18 protein-coding genes are annotated in these 18,718 nt (G+C 68.6%); 8 read left to right on the plus strand and 10 right to left on the minus strand.

The window, feature by feature from the left end:
* Positions 1 to 32: 32 nt before the first annotated feature.
* Entirely contained in the window at positions 33 to 437 is a 405-nt protein-coding gene (locus DMB37_RS10450) for a nuclear transport factor 2 family protein (RefSeq protein ID WP_135232528.1), read from the plus strand.
* A 21-nt stretch (positions 438 to 458) separates the two neighbouring features.
* Here DMB37_RS10450 and recG read toward each other — a convergent pair whose 3' ends face one another.
* Entirely contained in the window at positions 459 to 2,744 is a 2,286-nt protein-coding gene (recG, locus tag DMB37_RS10455) for an ATP-dependent DNA helicase RecG (protein WP_135232529.1), read from the minus strand.
* Entirely contained in the window at positions 2,745 to 4,604 is a 1,860-nt protein-coding gene (locus DMB37_RS10460) for a DAK2 domain-containing protein (protein WP_240772508.1), read from the minus strand.
* A gap of 294 nt (positions 4,605 to 4,898) precedes the next feature.
* Here DMB37_RS10460 and rpmB point away from each other — a divergent pair, with 294 nt between their 5' ends.
* From rpmB to DMB37_RS10475, 3 genes are all read left to right on the plus strand, one after another.
* Positions 4,899 to 5,090, plus strand: coding sequence for a 50S ribosomal protein L28 (gene rpmB, locus DMB37_RS10465; protein WP_011210730.1), 192 nt, complete (start codon positions 4,899 to 4,901; stop codon positions 5,088 to 5,090).
* Between the two features lie 95 nt (positions 5,091 to 5,185).
* Positions 5,186 to 5,692, plus strand: a complete 507-nt coding sequence (locus DMB37_RS10470) for a GNAT family N-acetyltransferase (RefSeq protein WP_135232530.1) — start codon at positions 5,186 to 5,188, stop codon at positions 5,690 to 5,692.
* Between the two features lie 37 nt (positions 5,693 to 5,729).
* Entirely contained in the window at positions 5,730 to 6,509 is a 780-nt protein-coding gene (locus tag DMB37_RS10475) for an enoyl-CoA hydratase/isomerase family protein (protein WP_135232531.1), read from the plus strand.
* 1 nt (position 6,510) lies between these two features.
* On the opposite strand, the gene DMB37_RS10480 is transcribed toward DMB37_RS10475, so the two are convergent.
* The 4 genes from DMB37_RS10480 to DMB37_RS10495 are packed head-to-tail and all read right to left on the minus strand — an operon-like array spanning position 6,511 to position 9,428.
* Complete coding sequence (locus DMB37_RS10480) at positions 6,511 to 7,374, minus strand: alpha/beta fold hydrolase (protein WP_135232532.1); 864 nt, start codon at positions 7,372 to 7,374, stop codon at positions 6,511 to 6,513.
* Between the two features lie 60 nt (positions 7,375 to 7,434).
* Positions 7,435 to 7,710, minus strand: coding sequence for a hypothetical protein (locus tag DMB37_RS10485; RefSeq protein WP_135232533.1), 276 nt, complete (start codon positions 7,708 to 7,710; stop codon positions 7,435 to 7,437).
* A 54-nt stretch (positions 7,711 to 7,764) separates the two neighbouring features.
* Positions 7,765 to 8,448, minus strand: a complete 684-nt coding sequence (locus tag DMB37_RS10490; RefSeq protein ID WP_107658461.1) for a uracil-DNA glycosylase — start codon at positions 8,446 to 8,448, stop codon at positions 7,765 to 7,767.
* A gap of 11 nt (positions 8,449 to 8,459) precedes the next feature.
* Positions 8,460 to 9,428, minus strand: a complete 969-nt coding sequence (locus DMB37_RS10495) for a thiamine-phosphate kinase (RefSeq protein WP_135232534.1) — start codon at positions 9,426 to 9,428, stop codon at positions 8,460 to 8,462.
* A 419-nt stretch (positions 9,429 to 9,847) separates the two neighbouring features.
* Here DMB37_RS10495 and DMB37_RS10500 point away from each other — a divergent pair, with 419 nt between their 5' ends.
* Positions 9,848 to 10,444 (plus strand): DUF3515 domain-containing protein, encoded by a 597-nt coding sequence (locus DMB37_RS10500; protein WP_370465405.1) that lies wholly within the window; start codon positions 9,848 to 9,850, stop codon positions 10,442 to 10,444.
* A gap of 86 nt (positions 10,445 to 10,530) precedes the next feature.
* Here the strand turns inward: DMB37_RS10500 and DMB37_RS10505 are convergent, their stop codons facing one another.
* The 4 genes from DMB37_RS10505 to DMB37_RS10520 form a co-directional block, all read right to left on the minus strand.
* Positions 10,531 to 11,529: a D-alanine--D-alanine ligase gene (locus DMB37_RS10505; RefSeq protein ID WP_135232536.1), complete on the minus strand. Its 999-nt coding sequence runs from the start codon at positions 11,527 to 11,529 to the stop codon at positions 10,531 to 10,533.
* A 121-nt stretch (positions 11,530 to 11,650) separates the two neighbouring features.
* The gene (locus DMB37_RS10510) at positions 11,651 to 12,688 is read right to left on the minus strand and encodes a hypothetical protein (protein ID WP_135232537.1); all 1,038 of its coding nucleotides are present in this window, start codon (positions 12,686 to 12,688) and stop codon (positions 11,651 to 11,653) included.
* A complete protein-coding gene (locus DMB37_RS10515) occupies positions 12,673 to 13,569 on the minus strand; it encodes a hypothetical protein (protein ID WP_135232538.1) in 897 nt (298 codons plus the stop codon). Before DMB37_RS10515 ends, DMB37_RS10510 begins: the two co-directional genes overlap by 16 nt.
* A 135-nt stretch (positions 13,570 to 13,704) precedes the next feature.
* The gene (locus tag DMB37_RS10520) at positions 13,705 to 14,700 is read right to left on the minus strand and encodes an NAD(P)H-dependent glycerol-3-phosphate dehydrogenase (protein ID WP_135232539.1); all 996 of its coding nucleotides are present in this window, start codon (positions 14,698 to 14,700) and stop codon (positions 13,705 to 13,707) included.
* A 31-nt stretch (positions 14,701 to 14,731) separates the two neighbouring features.
* On the opposite strand from DMB37_RS10520, the gene cofC reads away from it, so the two are divergent.
* From cofC to DMB37_RS10535, 3 genes are all read left to right on the plus strand, one after another.
* Positions 14,732 to 15,415: a 2-phospho-L-lactate guanylyltransferase gene (gene cofC / locus DMB37_RS10525; protein WP_135232540.1), complete on the plus strand. Its 684-nt coding sequence runs from the start codon at positions 14,732 to 14,734 to the stop codon at positions 15,413 to 15,415.
* Positions 15,416 to 15,575: 160 nt separating this feature from the next.
* Positions 15,576 to 17,735, plus strand: coding sequence for an RNA degradosome polyphosphate kinase (locus tag DMB37_RS10530; RefSeq protein ID WP_135232541.1), 2,160 nt, complete (start codon positions 15,576 to 15,578; stop codon positions 17,733 to 17,735).
* Between the two features lie 20 nt (positions 17,736 to 17,755).
* Positions 17,756 to 18,694 carry an NUDIX hydrolase gene (locus DMB37_RS10535; RefSeq protein ID WP_135232542.1) on the plus strand — a complete coding sequence of 313 codons (939 nt, stop codon included), beginning with the start codon at positions 17,756 to 17,758 and terminating at the stop codon, positions 18,692 to 18,694.
* Positions 18,695 to 18,718: the final 24 nt, after the last annotated feature.

Genomic DNA, 18,718 nt, shown 5'->3' on the forward strand with positions numbered 1-18,718 from the left:
CATAACTCGATGTCAGGTCTACCGTGCAGAACATGGCAACGACACGTTCTTCCGCCGCAGACGGCTCGACCGACATTCTGCTGGTAGGTCTGCTCGACCAGTGGATGGCCGCGATCGTCGCCAACGACGCGGCCAGGATCGCCGACTACATGACCGACGACTGGACCATGGTTTCCGAGAACGGGATCACCTCCGCCAAGGAATTCCTCGCATTCGTCGAGTCCGGTGACCTGACCCATTCGGCGATGCAGCGCGTCGGTGCGGCCTCGATCAAGCACTACGGGAACGTCGCGGTGCTGACGGTGCGGGCCACCAATACCGCCCACTACCGCGGCGAACGGTTCGACGCCGACGAGTGGACGACGGACGTCTTCGTCGAGACCGCGCAAGGGTGGCGCTGCTCGCTCACCCAGATCACCGCCGTCGCGGCGCGATAGATCCGGTTGCCGGCGAGCCGATTACGACTTGGCCAGGTACTCCAAGCGTTCGGCGTCGACCGCAGCGTGCATCATGCTCGCCAAGCCCGGATGCTTCTTCAGGCCCGGGTCGGCCTCGACCACCTCGCGGGCGAGATCCTGTGCGGCGGTGATGACTTCGAGGTCGTCGAGCAGCGAGAGCAGGCGCAGCGAGCGAGCGGTGCCGGACTGGGCCGAGCCGAGCACGTCGCCCTCGCGGCGGGTGCGCAGGTCGAGCACGGCGAGTTCGAAGCCGTCGGTGGTGGCGGCGACGGCGTCCAGTCGCGCCATGGCCGAGCCGTTGGGCGCGGAATCGGTGACCAGCAGGCACAATCCGGGATGCTTGCCGCGGCCGATGCGCCCGCGCAGCTGATGCAGCTGGCTGACGCCGAAGCGGTCCGCGTCCACGATCACCATGACCGTCGCGTTCGGCACGTCCACGCCGACCTCGACGACGGTCGTACAGACGAGCACGTCGACGGAGCCGTCGTTGAAAGCGCGCATCACCTGGTCTTTTTCGTCCGCGGGCAGGCGGCCGTGCAGCAGGCCGACGCGCAGCTCGGCCAGCGGACCGGTGCGCAACATCTCGAAGACGTCCAGCGCCGCCTGCGTGGTCGGGCCTTCTTTTTCCGGCTCCGCCGCCTTCGACTTGCCGTTGCGGGACTTGCCGGAGCCTTCCGCCTCGTCGTCGCCGATGCGTGAGCACACCACGTAGGCCTGCCGACCGGCCTTGACCTCCTCGACGATGCGCTCCCAGGCGCGGTCGACCCAGTTCGGATGCTGCCTGCGCGGAACGACTTTGGAGGTGATCGGCGAACGACCCCGCGGCAGTTCGGTGAGCGTCGAGGTCTCCAGGTCGCCGAGGGTGGTCATCGCGATGGTGCGCGGGATCGGCGTCGCGGTCATCACCAGCAGGTGCGGGCTGGCACCGGATTTCGCCTTGGCGCGCAACGCATCCCGCTGCTCGACGCCGAAGCGGTGCTGTTCGTCGACGACCACCATGCCGAGGTCGAAGAACTCGACGTTGTCCTGGATCAGCGCGTGCGTGCCGATCACGATGCCCGCCTCGCCGGTCATCGCCGCCAGCAGCGCGGCCTTCTTGGTCGCGGTCGACATCGAGCCGGTGACCAGCACCACCTTGGTCGACTTCTCGCCTGCGCCGAGCTCACCGGCGTTACCGAGGTCGCCGAGCATTGCGCGCAGCGACCGATAGTGCTGGGCGGCAAGCACTTCCGTCGGCGCGAGCAACGCGCACTGCTGACCCGCGTCGACGATCTGCAGCATCGCCTCCAACGCGACGATCGTCTTACCGGAGCCGACCTCACCCTGGAGCAGCCGGTGCATCGGATGGCTGCGCGACATATCCGCGGAGATTTCCGAGACCACCTTTTTCTGGCCCTCGGTGAGCTCGAACGGCAGCCGCTTCTCGAACTCGGCAGCGATGCCGTCGGCGCGCGGCGGGCACGGGCGCGCGGCCCGGCCGGACACCTCGTGGCGGCGTTCGGCGAGCACCAGCTGCAAGGCCAGCGCCTCGTCGAAACGCAGCCGCTCCTGCGCCTGGTCGATGTCGGTCTTGCGCTCCGGCAGGTGGATCAGGCGCAGCGCGTCCGAGATCTTCATCAGCGAACGCTCGTTCCTGATGTCGTCGGGCAGCGGATCATCGATGGGGTCGAGCTGATCGAGCACCTGACGGACGCAGGCGAGCACGTCCCAGCTCTGCACCTTCGCGGTGGCCGGATACACCGGGATGAACTCTCGCTCCATGAACGAGGTGTCCACGCCCTCAGCGCCTTTCGCGCTCTGCGCGAGGCCGCGCAGGTCACCGCCGCCGCGCACGGTCTTTACCGCGCCCACCGACTCGTCGTCGGCTTCGGGCAGGATCAGGTAGCCCGGATGGCTCAGGTTCCACTGGCCGGGCCGCCAGTAGTTCACCGTGCCCGACATCATCGCGCGAAGCCCTTCGCGGACAACGTATTTCACCTTGTCGCCGTTGAAGAACGTGACGTCGACGCCGCGGCCGGTGCCGGAACCGGTGTCCAGCACCACCTTCAGCAGCGAACCGCGGCGATTGCGCATCGGCCGCAGCTCGGCCTTGGTGATCCGGCCGATCACGGTGATGTGCGTGCCGTCTTCGGGCTCTTCCTCGGTGAGCGGCTGCCCCTGGGTGGCGTAGCGCAGCGGATAGTGCCGGAGCAGGTCCTCCACCGTGTGCATGTCGAACGCGTCGACCAGCGAACCCGCCGCCTTCACGCCGAGGACATGGTCGAGCCGATCACTCAGGGTCGCCATCTACTCCACTCCGATCTGCACCAGATCCCCGTGCTGCCCACCGGAATACACGGTGACCTCCACGCCGGGAAAGCTTTCGCCGATGTGTGCGGCGAGTTCGCCGGCGAGACCATCCGGTGCCGCCGCGCCCATCAACAGGGTGACCAGTTCGCCACCGAAGGCGAGCATCCGGTCCAGCAGGGTCAGGCCCGCCGCGCGCACGTCGTGGTCGATCACCACCACGTCGTGGCCGACCAGGCCGAGCCCGTCGCCCGCTTCGCAGGTGCCCACCATGGTGAGCGCCCGTCCCTGCGCCGCGCGCAGCGACCCCCACCGGGTGGTCGCGGCCGCCTCGGACATGGCGAAGGCGTCATCGACGGCGATCCGGCCGCGGTCGTGCACGGCCAGCGCCGCGAGGCCCTGCACCATGGACGCGCTCGGCAGCAGCAACACGTCACGGTGCGCGTCACGAGCGGCGACACCGACCGCGACCAGGTCGTGCGCGGGTAGCGCGCCGTTGGGCAGCACGAGCACCTCGCGGTTCGGCATCGCCCGGATCGCGTCGAGCAGGGCCGTGGCCGTCACCGCGCCGTCGCCCGCCAGCACCACCGCACCGGCGTCCTCGAACAGCTCGGCCGCGCCTGCACCGGCCGCGACCGCAAGGACGCCGCGGTCGGCGGGGCCGTCGGTCTCCTTGGCGGAGTCCATCGTGGTGTGGGTGACCAGGTGTCCGGGTGTCATGTCGTGTTTGGCGGGGGCGAAGCTCTCGATGCGGATGCCGCTGAGCTTCCCGGCGGCGAGGCCCGCCTCCACGGCGGCGCCCGCGTCGGCGCAGTGCACGTGGGCGGACCAGGAGCCGTCTCCGTCGCCGACGACCACGACCGAGTCGCCGAGCTCGGTCAGGCGGGCGCGCAGCTCGGCCAGCTGGTCCTGGTCGGTGTCGGCCAGCAGGTACATCACCTCGTATTGCGGTGCGGCAGAGCCGGTTACCTCGCTGCTTTCGGCGACTTGCGGCGGGACGGGGTCGCGCGGGGTGTACTCCGGCCGGGTCGGGAGCTCGCCGAGGGTGACCGAGACGAGGCAGTCCAACAGCACCACCAGGCCGCGCGCGCCCGCGTCGACGACGCCCGCCTCGCGCAGCACGCCGAGCTGGGACGGGGTGTCGCCGAGCGCCTTGGCGGCACCGTCGGCCGCCGCCAACGCCACCTCCGCGAGCGAGGTGTCCGCACAGTCGGCGGCACTGGCGGCCGCGCAGTCGAGGACGGTGAGGATGGTGCCTTCGATCGGTTCGCTCAGCGCGTCGCGGACCAGGGCAGAGCCACGCCGCAGAGCATCGCGCAAGGTGGTGGCGTTCAGCGGCTCGTGCCGAACCGCCTCGGCGATGCCGCGCAGCACCTGCGACAAGATGATGCCGGAGTTGCCGCGGGCGCCGAGAGTCGCGCCCCGCGCCATTGCGGCAGCGACGTCGTGGGCTGACATTGCGACGTCCTTGGCGGCAGCGTCGACATCGTCCGCCGGCATTGCGGCGAATCCGTCGGCGGCGGACATCGCCGTGGCGACATCGCGTGCCGGGCTCGTGTCGATATGGCGTGCCGGACTCGCGGCGTCGACATCGCGTGCCCGGCTCGCGGCGTCGACATCGCGTGCCGGGCTCGCGGCGGCCGGAGCGTGTGCCTTCGCGACTGCCGCATCCCTTGCGGCGACTGTCGCCGAAGTCTTCGCGGCGACCGCATCCATCGCGGCGCGCATCGTGGCGAGCAGGTTGGTGCCGGTATCGGCGTCCGGGATGGGGAAGACATTGAGGGCGTTGATCTCCTCGCGGCGATTCTCCAGGCCGTCGAGGCAGGCGCGGCCCCAGCGCAGCAACGCCGTGCCGTCCATCACATCCCGCGCTCCGGGCACCGTCACCCCTTCTTTGTCAGACCTGCACCGCCCGCAAGGTTAGCGGGCGATACCGACATACTGGTGGTACCCACCTCGTGTTCCGGCAACGTCGGAAAGCGACCCGGTTTGGTGGATCGGGGGCCGTCCCGCTACCCTTGCAGGGTTGCCTCGCGTGGCCGTTGCCGGTTTGCGCTGGCCGATGTCAGTCGGCAGGGGTACGTCAATACATTGTTTCCGGACATGCTGCCCGCGGGCGGCGGTCCTCCACATGACATGAAGGAGTTCGCGACTATGGCTGCCGTCTGCGACGTCTGCGCCAAGGGCCCCGGCTTCGGGAAGTCGGTCTCGCACTCGCACCGGCGCACCAACCGTCGCTGGAACCCGAACATCCAGACCGTTCGCGCCCAGGTTGCGCCGGGTAACACCCGTCGCATGAACGTGTGCACCTCCTGCCTCAAGGCAGGCAAGGTCGTTCGCGGCTGATTCAGCCTCGGCTGAACCGGTAAGAGACCGACGCACGCCCCGGCACCCGCGAGGGTGGTCCGGGGCGTAGTCATCGATGGGTGAGAATATCGGGTATGACCGACCCCGAGTGGCGCATCCTGCCGCTCGCCGCCGAGCACACCTACAGCCTGGCCGAATGCCACATCGCCTGCTGGCGGGAGGCGTATCCCGGCCTGGTGCCCGCGCATGTGCTCGACGCGTTCGATGTCGAGCGCCGCGCCGAGCAGTGGGAGCGGCAACGGGTCGAGTACTCGGGACGCACGTGGGTGGCGCTCGTCGATGATCGAGTGATCGGTTTCGTGACGGCAGGTGACAGTCTCGACAACCCGCCGGTGACCCCGCTCCAGCTGAACGCGCTGTATGTCCGAGCGTCCTGGTACGGCACCGGCGTCGCGCATGATCTGCTACGCGCCGCGGTCGACCCATCGGCGGCGTGCTCGCTGTGGGTCTTCGAGGAGAACCCGCGCGCCCAGTCCTTCTACCGCAAACACGGTTTCGCGCTGGACGGGACCCGCCGAGTCGAAGCATTCACGCCTGCCATCGAGGTCCGGATGGTGCGCCCGCCCGGCGCCGAACAGTGAGACAGCCCACTCGCGCGCACGCGATAAGGTGCTGACCATGACCTCCACCGAGCAAGCCGGGTACGTGAGCACCGCCGACGGCGTTCTGCAGATCACCATCGCGACCGCGGCCAACGGCACGTCCATGGACTTCGGCGGAATCGTCGCGGGCACGGCCGCCCTGCGGTCGCTGGGCAGCGAGGTCGGCGCCGTCCTGTTGACCGGCACGGGCGCCAACTTCTGCGCGGGCGGCAACGTGCGCGGCTTCGCGGCAGCGACCGACCGGGCCGCCCACATCTACGGTCTGGCAACGGATCTGCACCATTTCGTGCGCGCGCTCGACGCGACGACTGTTCCGGTGGTCGTCGGCGTGCACGGCTGGGCCGCGGGTGCGGGCATGAGCCTGATCTGCGCCGCCGACATCGCGCTCGGCGGGCCGAGCACCAAGCTGCGCCCGGCCTACCCCGGCATCGGCCTCAGCCCCGACGGCGGCATGTCGTGGACGCTGCCGCGCATCGTCGGACTCGCCCGAGCCCGCGAAATCCTACTCACCGACGCGGTTCTGGACGCCGACGAGGCGGTGCGGCTCGGCATCCTCAGCAGGCTGGTCGCCGACGAGGACGTACAGGCCGAGGCACTGAAGCTGGCCCGAACCCTCGCCGCCGGACCACGATCCACCTACGCGAGCATCAAAACCCTACTGGCACAGTCCACTTCGTCGACCCTGAGCGATCAGCTGGATCGCGAGCGTGACGCGATCGCCGCCGCGGCCAACGGCGCGACCGGTCGCGAAGGGGTCGACGCGTTCGTGGAGAAGCGAAAGCCTAACTACAGCTAGCTCATTCGCTGGCTTGTAGGGCGAACTTGGCGACCGCGTCGGTGAAGGAGTCGTTGTCGTCGCCGGCCGCGGTGTGGGCCGCGCCGCCGATCTCGACCAGCTGCGCGTGCGGTACCAGCTCCTGAAACGCCGCTGCGCCTTCGGGACTCACCACATCCGACTGCATGCCGCGCACCAGCAGCACCGGAATCGTCAGCTTGCGCGCGGCGGCTTCCAGCTGGTCGGTCATCGCCGACGGATCCTCGACGCGCTGGGACAGCATGTCCGGATCCCAGTGCCAGTACCAGCGGCCGTCGCGCCGGCGCAGATTGCGCAGCAGGCCGTCGGTGTTCTTCGGGCGCGGCCGGTGCGGCAGGTACTCGGCGACGGCGTCGGCCGCCTGCTCGAGGCTGTCGAATCCGTTGCGGTGCTTGCCCAGAAAGTCGATCACCCGCGCGACACCGGCCTGCTCCGGCCTGGTCACGATGTCGACCAGCACCAGCGCGCTGATCGCCGTGCCCGCGGGCTCGGCGGTGGCGAGCAGGCCGGTGATGCCGCCCATGCTCGCCCCCACCACCACGGCGGGCGCACCGAGCTGTTCGAGCACGAGCAGCAGGTCGGCCACCATCGTGTCGCGGCGATAGTCGGCGGCGTCGGACCACGCGCTGTCGCCGTGGCCGCGCGCGTCCAGCGTGACGACGCGCATGCCCGCCGCCCCCAGCTTCGCGCCGGTCTGTTTCCACGAGTGCCTGGTCTGCCCGCCGCCGTGGAGAAAGACGACGAGCGGACCGTCGGCCGGGCCGAACTGGTCCGCGACCAGCTCGATCCCACCCGAGCCGCGCAGCCGCAATAGTGCGGGCTCGAGAAGTTTGTTCGCTTTACTCACGAATCGAGGATCGCATAGAACCGGTTACGGTTCGCGGGCGAGCCTCGCTGACCGGCTAGCTCAGCAGTCCCACTTGCCCGACGCGCTCAGCGTGCGCTGCAGCAAGCAGGCGACCTTGGCGTTGACCGAGGAGGAGATGGTGGAGGAGCCGTTGGAGGTGAATTCCTCGCCGATCTGCGTCGAGGCGGTGTCCGCCGGGGCGGACGTGGTCTCGGTGGCCTGCTCCAGCGGCAGGCCCGCCGCACTCGCGGTCGCGGCGCCACCCGCGAGGGCGGCGCAGAGGACCAGGGTGGCGGTGGTGCCGCGCAGTGCGCCGCGAACGGTGGTGTTGGGCATGGAAAAGCTCCTCACTCGAATTTCAATCTAGGTAGATCACACACAGACGCCTGCTCAAGGCAGGCGCCAGTCAACGGGTTCGGCACCCAGTTCGTCGAGTAGTTCGTTCACTCGGGAGAACGGGCGCGAACCGAAGAAGCCACGCGAGGCCGACAGCGGCGACGGGTGCGCGGACTCGATGTAGGGCACCTCGGCCCCGACCAGGGTCGGCTTGAGCGTCGCCGCGTCACGACCCCAGAGGATGGCGACCAGCGGCTCGTCGCGGGCGACCAGCGCGCGAATCGCCTGCTCGGTCACCGCCTCCCAGCCCTTGCCGCGGTGCGAGGCGGGCTGGCCGGGGGTCACCGTGAGCACCCTGTTCAGCATCAGCACGCCCTGATCGGACCAGGGGCTCAGGTCACCGCAGGACGGCGTCGGGTGGCCGAGATCCTTGGTGTACTCGGCGAAGATGTTGGCCAGGCTGCGCGGGACCGGCGAAACATCCGGTGCCACAGAGAAACTCAGGCCCATCGCATGACCGGGGGTCGGGTACGGGTCCTGGCCGACGACCAGCACGCGCACCGCCTCGAACGGACGCTGGAAGGCGCGCAGCACATTCTCGCCGGACGGTAGATAGCCGCGGCCCGCCGCGTTCTCTTCGCGCAGAAACTCGCCCATGGCGGAAATCCGATCCGCCACCGATTCGAGTGCCTTCGCCCATCCCGGATCCATGATTTCCGACAGTGGTTTCGCGCCCATGACCGCACAACTTATCGTGGTTCGCTCCCGGACGCCGAGTCCGCCCCACTGAACGATTCCCACCCGGCGCTGCCGGAAGGGGGTACGCCGTCGACCGTGACGCCGTGACCGGCCGACACTCGGCCGATCGGCACCCATCCGGCGGGCAGCCTAGCCCCCGCCGACCAGGTGCCGACGAACGCGTGGTCCTCGCCGCCAGACAGAATCCATTGCGCCGCATCGGCATCCAGCCGGGCGGCGAGGTTTTCGAGTTCTGGGTCGTGCAACGCGGACGAATCGAGGTCGATGGCGACGCCGGATGCGGTGGCGATATGGCCGAGATCGGCGAGGAGGCCGTCGGAGACGTCGGTGAGCGAGTTCAAGTTGTCGCTGAGCGTTTCGAGCACCGCCGCATAGGGCGGCTGCGGGACACGATGTGCGGCAAGCGCTTCGGCGAAGTCGTCGGCTTCGGCACCGGCCGTCAGAATCGCGAGCCCGGCGGCCGACCAACCGAGACGGCCCGCGACGGCGACCGTGTCCCCCACGCGCGCACCAGCTCTCGTGACGGCCGACCGGCCACGCAGGTCACCGAACGCGGTCACCGAGATGACCAGGTCACGGCTGCGGACCAGGTCACCGCCCGCGATCGACGCGCCCGCACGGGCCGCCTCCGCCCACATCCCCTCGGTCAGGCCATCGATCACGTCCAGCGCAGTGTCGGCCGGGCAGCCGAGGGCCACCACGAACGCGCTCGGCCACGCGCCCATCGCGACCACATCGGCCGCGTTCTGCGCGATCGCCTTGCGGCCGATATCCACCGGACTCGACCAGTCGAGCCGGAAATGCCGGTCCTGCACGAGCATGTCGGTGGTGACCACGAACCGCCCGTCGGGCGCGGCCACCATCGCGGCGTCGTCACCGGGCCCGAGCAGCACACCCGGCGCCTGCACCCGGCCGCTGTTGATCCGCTCGATCAGCGCGAACTCCCCCAGTTCACGCACCGTCCTCGGCCCCGTGTGCTCGCTGATGACCGGTCCTTTCAGACGCGCTGCCGACTGGAATCGACCCGAAGGTACCCTTTTCAGGGCAATCGACTACTACCGGGCCGGTCACCGCGCCTCCCGCGGCCCCGACCGCCCATTCAGTGCGACAGGAAGGATCGGTGAGCATGGCGGCGGAATCGTCGGACCGCGATTCGGCGAAGGAGACGGTGGATAAGCCCACCGCCGACGCCCCCGGGCCTGCCGCGAATCCACCAGGCACCACGGATGCCGAGCCTGCCGCTTCGTCGGACACCTCCGCTGAGTCCCCGACTACAGCCGAAGCCGCCACCGCCGCGCCCGCTGCCAATACGCCTAGCACTGCTGGTGCCGGGCGTGCCACTCAGCCAGGCACTGCTTCCGACAATCCGGCGAATGGCATCGACGCCGAGCCCGGCACAACGAAAACCGATGGCAGCACCGCCGACTCGGCCGCGAGCGCCCGCCAGTACTCTCCCGCCCTCATCGCCACCGCCGTGGCGTTGCCGGTCGTCCTGGTGGTCGGCGTCCTGGTGGCCGCGATCCTCGCCCGCCGCGCCCCCGTCGAACGCGAACCGCTGGTCCTCGGCCCGGTCCCCGCACCCGCCGCCACCGGCCCCGCCTGCACCACCTTGCTCCCCGCCCTGCCCACCGAACTCGGCGACTTCACCAAATCCACCCTCGTGGAACCCTCCCCGCCGGCCACCCGAGCCTGGCAGCGCACCGAGGGCGGCGACCCGATCGTGCTGCGCTGCGGCCTGGACCGCCCCCTCGAATTCAACCGCGCCTCAGCCCTGCAGATCGTGAACAACGTCCAGTGGTTCGAGGCCCGCGACCAAACCGCCAAGGCGAGCACCTGGTTCGCGGTCGACCGCGAAACCTACATCGCCCTCACCATCCCCGACGGCTCCGGCCCCACCCCCTTGCAGGCCGTCTCCGACACCATCACCGCCAACCTCCCTGCCACCCCCCTGGACCCAGGCCCCCTCCCCAACTGAGCCCAACGGGACATGACGGCGTCCGCACTACGTCGCCACCACGTCCCATGGATCAGTGGCGAACCACCGGAGTCAGGATCCGCCGATCAGCGCTTGGTCAGCGCGTTCTCGCAGATCTTCTCGCACAGTTCGGCGAAGCCGATGCCGACAACCGCCGCCGACTGCGGGAGCAGGCTGGTCGCGGTCATCCCCGGCAGGGTGTTCGCCTCGAGGCACCACATGCGACCTTCGCTGTCCACCCGAAAGTCGACGCGGCTGTAGTTACCCAGCTTGAGCGCGTTGTGCGCCTGCACGGCCAGGCTGCGCATCTCATCGGCTTGCGCATCGGAGATCTGGGCCGGGAAAATTTCCACCGCGCCGTCGACCTGGTACTTGTTGCGGTAGTCGAAGATCTCGCTGCCCTGCGGAATGATCTCGCCCACCGCGAGCGCTTCCCCGCCGAGCACCCCGATGACGAATTCGCGTCCGGGAACGAACTTCTCGACCATCACCTCTTCATCGTGCAGGCGGGCTACCCGCACGGCGTCGGCGAACAACGCGGGATCCTTGACGACCGTCAATCCGACCGTCGACCCCTGCTTGTTCGGCTTCACGACCACCGGGCAGCCGAGCTGATCGTCGAACTCCGCCTCGGGGCCGACCATGTACCAGTCCGGCGTCGGCACACCCGCGAGCCGGAACAGCCGCTTGGAGACGTCCTTGTCCATCGCCACCGCGCTGGCCAGCACGCCGCTGCCGGTGTAGGGCACGCCCGCCAGATCGAGCAGCCCTTGGATCGTGCCGTTTTCACCGGTGCCGCCGTGCAGCGCCAGGAACACGACGTCGACGGAGCGCAACCCACCCGGCTCGCTGAGCAGCTGCATGGTGACATCTGCACCGGGGATGATGCTCAGATCCGGCGGCTCGACGGGCACCGTCGCCTCCATGAGCCGGTCCTCGTCACTCGGCTTCAGCTTGCCCGCGGTGGTGTCGAAGGCCGAAACGTCGTGGCCGCGGTCGCGTAGCGCACGGAATACCTGACCCGCCGTCGCGATCGAGACATCCCGCTCACTGTTCGTCCCGCCAAACAGCACCGCTACCCGCATGTGTTTCCGCCTTGATCCGCGCTCGGTTTCAGCCTGCATCGACAACCGAGCAGGCTACACGGGCGCGCCGCGTCCACGACAAACGTGGTGCGCGCCCGTCATAACACCGTACGGCCAACACTCACCAGTGGAAGACGATGCCCGACCCGGGCCACAGCAGGCTCTCCCGCGGCGTGGCGAAGCTGATCTGCTGCGAATGGGTGCTGTCGACGCTGCGGGAGAACTCACCGACGTAGGCGCCGAGACCGTAGGCGAGGAACTGTTCGTAGCGAAGCTCACTGGCGCCGGAGGGGTCGTCTATCCGCAATGTCACCTCGCTGGCGCCCGCGCTGTAGTAGCCGTTGAACAGCACGGGGAAGGTGCGCTCGTCGCTCGGTATCGGGAAGTCGAACTGCAGGGTGTACGGAACGGCCGTCGACACCTGCTGCGCCTCCGGGATATCGATGTACCAGCGAACGACATCCGACAGGCCCTCCGAGTCGTCGACGCGCACCCGCGCGGCCACACCGTCGAACCACATGCGGACCAGGCAGAACTCGGCCACCGCCGCCCGCCAGGCCGTGGGATCCACCCCTGGCATCATGACCAGTTCGCGCGTCAGGCAATTCGAGAACTGGTACTCCACCTGAAGCGCTTCCTCGGTGCGCGCCACGCTGACCCAATACTTCCGGGTCGCCGCGGCGGGCAGCGCCCGACGGGCCCGGCTCAACGTGTCCACCCGGAACACATTCATGTCGCCGCAGCGGCGCTCGACCAGGTGAATGGATATGTCGTACTTGGCATCCCAGATGACCAGTTCGGCCTTGCGGCCCACCTCCAGCAGCGGCTCCAGCCCACGCTGCCAGACGATGTCGGCCCATTGCGGCGATTCGCAGCGAGCCGCGATGAGCAAGCGTTGCAGCGCCGCGATCCGGTGCTCGGGGACCATGGCACGTAACTGCGTCGCACTCATCCGCCAGACGGACTCGTCTCGCTCCGGCAGAAAGATCGCACCGGCCGCGACACCGGTCAACACCAGCCAGAACTGGCGCAGCGCTTCGTTGTGGCCGGAGGCCACGTAGGCCAGCAGCGACGCCGCGGTGAGCGCCCACCCTGCCCTCGCGCGTGTTCTGGTGAGATGCGCCGCCAGCCGCCGCAGCAGTTTCACGAAGTCACGCATGCACCCTCCTCGGAGGTGGTGGGACGCAGCAGATAATCGGACCGGCCGGTGATCAGCAGTTCAGTGCCATCGGTGGTGACAAAGAGCCGCCCGCCCCGCATCCGGACCTCGACCGGCATCGGGCGCAATCCGAGCCGATTCGCCACATACGCGGCGGCGGCCGCGCCGGTACCGCAGGCGCTGGTCTCGTCCTCGACCCCGATCTCGTAGGTCCGCACAGCTATCCCGGTCAGCGTCGCCTCGACGAAATCGACGTGGACCCCCTCCGGGTGCCCTACCGTCCGGCGCAGCGAGACGTCGTGGGCCAGTCGGGCGCCGGCACGCCTGACATCGATATCCGCGAGTCGGTGTCGTAGCAAGACGAGGTGCGGAATGTCGGTGTAAACGAAGGACATCCATGGTCCGAGGACGCGATAGTCCCGCGGCGTTCCGACGGAGACGACGGCCTCCCCACGCTCCATCCGGACGCGACGCGGACCGTTGTCGGTCAGCACCTCCGCGGGATCGGTGAGCCACCCGAGATCACTGAGCAGGCGAGTGACGCACCGCAAACCGTTACCGCAGGTGGGTTCGTAGGTGCCGTCACGATCGTGGAACCAGAAGCGCGCCGTCGCGTCGGTGCAGCGCAGGAACCCGACACCGTCGATGCGGACCGCGTCGATGCGGGCGCAGACCGCACGAGCCAGCTCGGCCCGATCCTGTCGGGTACCGGCATGGTGGAAACCGAGGAGCAGGGCAATGACGTTGCCGTCGCCGTGCATCAGCCGTAGCTCCGCGTGCGCCGACCAGCGCCCACGAATCATCGTGCGGATCGCGGCGCACTCCGCAGCGAGCAGCTCCGCGTCGAAAGCGGGCAGCGACGTTGCCTTCGACAGTTGCATACCGGTCCCCTCGGTATCTATCCACCGACAGCATCGACAGACCCGCGAACAGACGAGGTCAAGATACCAATCAGCACCCTGAATTCGGCTGGGAACGTGTGGAATTCACCACATAGCGGGGCCCGGCCGCGTTGCCTACTCCGGCTTGATCCGCCGCCCGAGCAGATTGCCGACGGCTTCGCGCACCGCCATGCCTTCGTGGCAGACCTGGTCCACGGCGGTGGTGAGTGGCATATCGACGTCGTGCTTCACGGCCAGGGCGCGGATCGAGGTGCAGGACTTGACGCCCTCGGCGACTTGGCCGTGCGTTGCCTCCTGCGCGGATTCCATGGAGCCGCCCGCGCCGAGGGCGTGGCCGAAGGAGCGGTTGCGCGACAGCGGCGAGGTGCAGGTGGCGACGAGGTCGCCGACGCCGGCCAGGCCGGAGAAGGTGGCGGGTTCGGCGCCGAGGGCCACACCGAGGCGGATGATCTCGGCGAGGCCGCGGGTGATGATGCTGGCGACGGTGTTGTCGCCCAAGCCCATTCCGGAGGCGATGCCGCAGGCGAGGGCGATCACGTTCTTGCAGGCGCCGCCGATTTCACAGCCGATCACATCGGTGTTGGTGTAGGGGCGGAAGTATCCGGTGGCGCTGGCGTGCTGCAACGCGACGGCGCGGTCGGCGTCGGAGCAGGCGATCACGGTTGCCGCAGGCTGGCCGACGGCGATCTCGCGGGCGAGGTTCGGGCCGGACAGCACGGCGACCCGGCTCGCGTCGGCCCCGCTGACCTCGGCGATCACCTGACTCATCCGCAGCAATGTGCCGTTCTCGATGCCCTTGGCCAGGCTGAGCAGCGACGCCTCCGCGGGGATCAGCCCTTTCCACTGTTCGAGATTCACCCGCAGGGATTGGGACGGCACCGCGAGAACCACGATGTCGGCCGCGTCGAGGGCGACGGCAGGGTCGTGGGTGGCTTTCAGCGGGGGCAAAGGAATATCGGTGAGGTAGGACGGATTGCGATGTTGGGTGTGCAGTATTTCGGCGACCTCGGGTCGTCGCGCCCAGATGGTGACGTCGGTTCCCGCGTCCGCCAAGACCTTTGCGAACGCGGTCCCCCAAGATCCCGCGCCCAGTACTGCCGCCCTCGTCATCTGCCCAATATGCCATGGAAGGATTGGACGCATGCGCCCGCACGCCGTGCATGCCGTGATCGCGGTGAAGAGCCTCGATCAGGCCAAGAGCCGACTGGCCGACCGGCTGCGCCCGGAACACCGGGCCCGGCTGGTCCTCGCCATGCTCGCCGACACCATCACTGCTACCGCGGCCGTCCAGGAGATCGTTTCGATCACCGTGGTCACGCCGGATCCGGCGGTGGCCGACCTGGCCCGGTCGATGGGCGCCGCGGTGCACCCGGAGCCACGCACCGCCGGTCGGGACGGGTTGAACAACGCGCTGGCCGACGCCGCGACGGGGCTGCGGCACCGGTACGGCGCGGTCGATCTGCTCGCGTTGCAGGCGGACCTGCCCGCACTGCGCCCGGAGGAACTGGCCGACGTGCTGACGGTCGCCCCGCGCGGGCTGCGCTCGATCGTGGTCGATCACGCGGGCACCGGCACCGCAGCGCTACTTGTTCGCGACCCCATTGCCGCCCTCGAACCACGTTTCGGCCCCGGTTCGGCGGGCAAACACAGAGCGGCGGGTGCGGTCGATCTGGCCGGCGAGTGGCCCGGGTTGCGACTGGATGTGGATACGGCCGACGACCTGGACCAGGCCATTGAGCTCGGCGCGGGCTGCGCCACCAGGGTGGCGCTGCACGACATCGGCTGGCCGGATCGTGTTCACCTCCCGGTTCGCCGAGTGTGCTAGGAGGTCGCCAGAGTGAGGTGATGCTCACGGCAATCACAGTGTCGGGCTCCACACTGCCCGGTTTGTAGGGGATGATCGTTGGCGTGAGTGAGCGAAGCGAGCCAACCGTCTGCCGGCGTGTATCGCGCCCGTCAGAGCCTAGCGCCAGCGAGGTACGGCTATGAGCGATACCGAAGTTGTCAAACCGCAATTGCTTCCTACTCCGCCGCCGGCGGCGAGCCCGGTGCAGGCCGACGCGACGATCGTGCAGTTGCCACGTGATCGCTACCTCAACCGCGAGCTGAGCTGGCTCGATTTCAACGCCCGGGTGCTCGCCCTGGCCGAGGACGCGTCGCTGCCCCTGCTGGAGCGCGCCAAATTCCTCGCCATCTTCGCGTCGAATCTCGACGAGTTCTACATGGTGCGCGTCGCGGGCCTCAAGCGCCGCGCCGAGACCGGTCTGCTGGTGCGTTCCGCGGACGGCCGCTCCCCCGGCGAGCAACTGGAGTTGATCGCCGCCCGCGCGCAGGAGATCGCCGTGCGCCACGCGCGCGTGTTCCTGGACGACGTGCTGCCCGCGCTCACCGCCGAGGGCATCGCGATCATCGACTGGACCGACCTGAACGACGATGAGCGCCAACGCCTCTCGGGCCACTTCCAGGATCAGGTGTTCCCGGTGCTGACCCCGCTCGCGGTGGACCCGGCGCATCCGTTCCCCTACATCAGCGGCTTGAGCCTGAATCTCGCGGTGACGGTGAAGGATTCCGCCACCGGTGGCGAGCACTTCGCCCGAGTCAAGGTGCCGGACAACGTAGATCGGTTCGTCCGGGTGCGGCGCACCGACGCCGGTTCGACCATCGCCGCCTTCCTGCCGATGGAGGAGCTGATCGCGGCGCACCTCGATCTGCTGTTCCCCGGCATGGAAGTGGTTGAGCAGCACTCGTTCCGGATCACCCGCAACGCCGACTTCGAGGTCGACGAGGACCGCGACGAGGACCTGCTGCAGGCCCTGGAACGCGAACTCGCGCGCCGCCGCTTCGGCTCGCCGGTGCGGCTCGAGGTCTCCGACGACATGACCGAGCACATGCTCGAATTGTTGTTGCGCGAACTGGATGTCGATCCCGGCGACGTGATCCAGGTGCCCGGCCTGCTCGACCTGTCCTGCCTGTGGCAGGTGTACGGCGTGGACCGGCCGAACCTCAAAGACGCGCCCTATGTGCCCGCCACCCCGCCCGCGTTCGGCGAGCGGGAGACGCCGCGCAACGTGTTCGCGGCGCTGCGCGAGGGCGACGTGCTGGTGCACCACCCGTACGACTCGTTCTCCACCAGCGTGCAGCGATTCATCGAGCAGGCCGCCGCCGACCCGCAAGTGCTCGCCATCAAGCAGACGCTCTACCGCACCTCCGGTGACTCCCCGATCGTCAACGCGCTCATCGACGCCGCCGAGGCGGGCAAGCAGGTGGTCGCGCTGGTCGAGATCAAGGCGCGCTTCGACGAGCAGGCCAACATCAAATGGGCGCGCCAGCTGGAGCAGGCCGGCGTGCACGTGGTCTACGGCCTGATCGGCTTGAAGACGCACTGCAAGACCTGTCTGGTGGTGCGCCGCGAGGGCGCGACCATCCGCCGCTACTGCCACATCGGCACCGGCAACTACAACCCGAAGACCGCGCGGCTCTACGAGGACGTCGGATTGCTCACCGCCGCACCGGAAATCGGTGCCGACCTGACCGACCTGTTCAATTCGCTGACCGGTTACTCGCGAAAAGAGAACTACCGCAACCTGCTTGTCGCGCCGCACGGCGTGCGCGCCGGGATCATCGAGCGGATCCAGCGGGAGACCGAACTGGCCGCCGAGGGCAAGGATGCCCGAATCCGGTTGAAGGCCAATGCGATCGTCGACGAGGAGATCATCGACGCGCTGTACCGGGCCTCGCTGGCCGGTGTGCCGGTGCAGATCGTGGTGCGCGGCATCTGCGGGCTGCGCCCCGGTGTGCCGGGGATGAGCGAGAACATCGAGGTCCGCTCGATCCTCGGCCGCTTCCTCGAACATTCGCGGGTGATGCACTTCCAGGCTCAGGATCAGTACTGGATCGGCAGTGCCGACATGATGCACCGCAATCTGGACCGGCGCGTGGAAGTGATGGCGCAGGTGAAGGATCCGCGGCTGACCGAGCAGCTCGGGCAGGTCTTCGACTCCGCCCTGCATCCCAACACCCGCTGCTGGGTACTCAGCTCGGATGGCAATTGGCTCGCGTGGCCCGAACACGCAGGCGATGACGATGTCAAAGTGCGTGACCACCAAGAATTTCTCATGCGGCTGCGGAGGCCAGAACAACAGTGAGTGGTGCTACGGGGTACGAGATGGAAGGGGGCCCCTTCTGGGATCCCCGTGTTACCGCCAACATTCACGCTGCGGGCGCGGTGCTGTGGCGGCGAGCGCCGAACGGCGGCGTGGAGATCGCCGTCGTGCACCGGCCGAAGTACCAGGATTGGTCGCTGCCCAAGGGCAAGCTCGATCCCGGCGAGACGCCGGTGCTCGCCGCGGTCCGTGAGGTCCGCGAGGAGACCGGTCTGGACTGCAGGCTGGGCCGCTACCTAGGGCACGTCACCTATCCGGTGCCCGGACACCGCAAGCTGAAGCGGGTCGACTACTGGGCGGCCGAGGTGGCGGGCGGCGAGTTCACCGCCAATGATGAAGTGGACGTGCTGAATTGGTATCCGCTGGATCGGGTGATGGACCAGCTGTCCTACCCGATGGATCGGCAGGTGCTGCGCGCGTTCACCCGGCTGCCACCGGAAACCCGCACGCTGCTGTTGGTGCGGCACGCGAAAGCCGGTCGGCGAGACCGCTTCTCCGGTCCCGACCCGCTGCGCCCACTGGATCGGTCGGGCCAAGCCCAAGCAGGAGCGCTGGTCTCGAACCTGCTGGCGTTCGGGGCATCTGAGATCTACTCGGCCGATCCGGTGCGCTGCGTGCAGACGGTGACACCGCTGGCCGAGAAGCTCGGCGTCGAGATCACGCTCGAACCGCTGCTGTCCGAAACCGGTTATGCCGCAGCGCAGGACGAGGCGCGGCAACGGGTCGTCGCACTGGTGTCGGAGACCGAGGTGCCCGTTGTGTGCAGTCAGGGCAAGGTGATTCCGGATCTGCTGCGCTGGTGGGCCGAGCGCGACGGCATCACGCTGCCGTCCGCACGCAACCGCAAGGGCAGTGTGTGGGTGCTGTCGTTCGTCGACCGCAAGCTGGTCGCCGCCGACCATCTGGACCGCTCGCTGAACTCCGACGTCGTGAAGTCCTGACCGCTGCCACCGGCAGCACCGGAA

Source organism: Nocardia sp. CS682, assembly GCF_004634405.1.
Classification (GTDB): domain Bacteria; phylum Actinomycetota; class Actinomycetes; order Mycobacteriales; family Mycobacteriaceae; genus Nocardia; species Nocardia ninae.

Bases quoted from the DNA above. Each gene is read 5' to 3' on its own strand.
- recG (WP_135232529.1), bottom strand. From the start codon at position 2,744: ATGGCGACCCTGAGTGATCGGCTCGACCATGTCCTCGGCGTGAAGGCG.
- DMB37_RS10535 (WP_135232542.1), top strand. From the start codon at position 17,756: ATGGAAGGGGGCCCCTTCTGGGATCCCCGTGTTACCGCCAACATTCAC.
- DMB37_RS10520 (WP_135232539.1), bottom strand. From the start codon at position 14,700: ATGACGAGGGCGGCAGTACTGGGCGCGGGATCTTGGGGGACCGCGTTC.
- DMB37_RS10450 (WP_135232528.1), top strand. From the start codon at position 33: ATGGCAACGACACGTTCTTCCGCCGCAGACGGCTCGACCGACATTCTG.
- DMB37_RS10485 (WP_135232533.1), bottom strand. From the start codon at position 7,710: ATGCCCAACACCACCGTTCGCGGCGCACTGCGCGGCACCACCGCCACC.
- DMB37_RS10530 (WP_135232541.1), top strand. From the start codon at position 15,576: ATGAGCGATACCGAAGTTGTCAAACCGCAATTGCTTCCTACTCCGCCG.
- cofC (WP_135232540.1), top strand. From the start codon at position 14,732: ATGCGCCCGCACGCCGTGCATGCCGTGATCGCGGTGAAGAGCCTCGAT.
- DMB37_RS10505 (WP_135232536.1), bottom strand. From the start codon at position 11,529: ATGCGGGTAGCGGTGCTGTTTGGCGGGACGAACAGTGAGCGGGATGTC.
- rpmB (WP_011210730.1), top strand. From the start codon at position 4,899: ATGGCTGCCGTCTGCGACGTCTGCGCCAAGGGCCCCGGCTTCGGGAAG.
- DMB37_RS10475 (WP_135232531.1), top strand. From the start codon at position 5,730: ATGACCTCCACCGAGCAAGCCGGGTACGTGAGCACCGCCGACGGCGTT.
- DMB37_RS10460 (WP_240772508.1), bottom strand. From the start codon at position 4,604: ATGGACGGCACGGCGTTGCTGCGCTGGGGCCGCGCCTGCCTCGACGGC.
- DMB37_RS10470 (WP_135232530.1), top strand. From the start codon at position 5,186: ATGACCGACCCCGAGTGGCGCATCCTGCCGCTCGCCGCCGAGCACACC.
- DMB37_RS10510 (WP_135232537.1), bottom strand. From the start codon at position 12,688: ATGCGTGACTTCGTGAAACTGCTGCGGCGGCTGGCGGCGCATCTCACC.
- DMB37_RS10490 (WP_107658461.1), bottom strand. From the start codon at position 8,448: ATGGGCGCGAAACCACTGTCGGAAATCATGGATCCGGGATGGGCGAAG.
- DMB37_RS10515 (WP_135232538.1), bottom strand. From the start codon at position 13,569: ATGCAACTGTCGAAGGCAACGTCGCTGCCCGCTTTCGACGCGGAGCTG.